This is a genomic window from Pseudomonas sp. 5Ae-yellow (assembly GCF_014077575.1).
In the GTDB taxonomy this organism is placed as follows: domain Bacteria; phylum Pseudomonadota; class Gammaproteobacteria; order Pseudomonadales; family Pseudomonadaceae; genus Halopseudomonas; species Halopseudomonas neustonica.
The window spans coordinates 1-252 of sequence record NZ_JACGWE010000161.1 but is presented as its reverse complement, the minus strand read 5'-3'; the positions used below and the strand labels follow the sequence as shown (position 1 = coordinate 252).

Genomic DNA, 252 nt, shown 5'->3' with positions numbered 1-252 from the left:
CATGATCAAGTCGCTTTCCCAGTGCCCTGGAACAAGGCGGTCTTCTACCTCAGGTGGGCGCAGGTGGATACTAAGGTCAGCTGGGTAGCGCTCACGCCGTCCAGCACTCACAGTGCGTAGGCGCCGTGAACCGCCCCGGGTTTCGCGGAGGCTTCAACTCCTGAGAAGATGAAGCCATGAACAAGACAAACAAGTTTTCCCCTGAAGTCCGTGAACGAGCCGTGCGGATGGTGCAAGAGCATCGCGGCGACT

General features: G+C 58.7%; 1 pseudogene. It reads right to left on the bottom strand.

Features of this window, described 5'->3' with window-relative positions:
- A pseudogene (locus H4J77_RS20485) lies at nucleotides 1-129 on the bottom strand (IS30 family transposase); the annotation flags it as partial.
- Nucleotides 130-252: the final 123 nt, after the last annotated feature.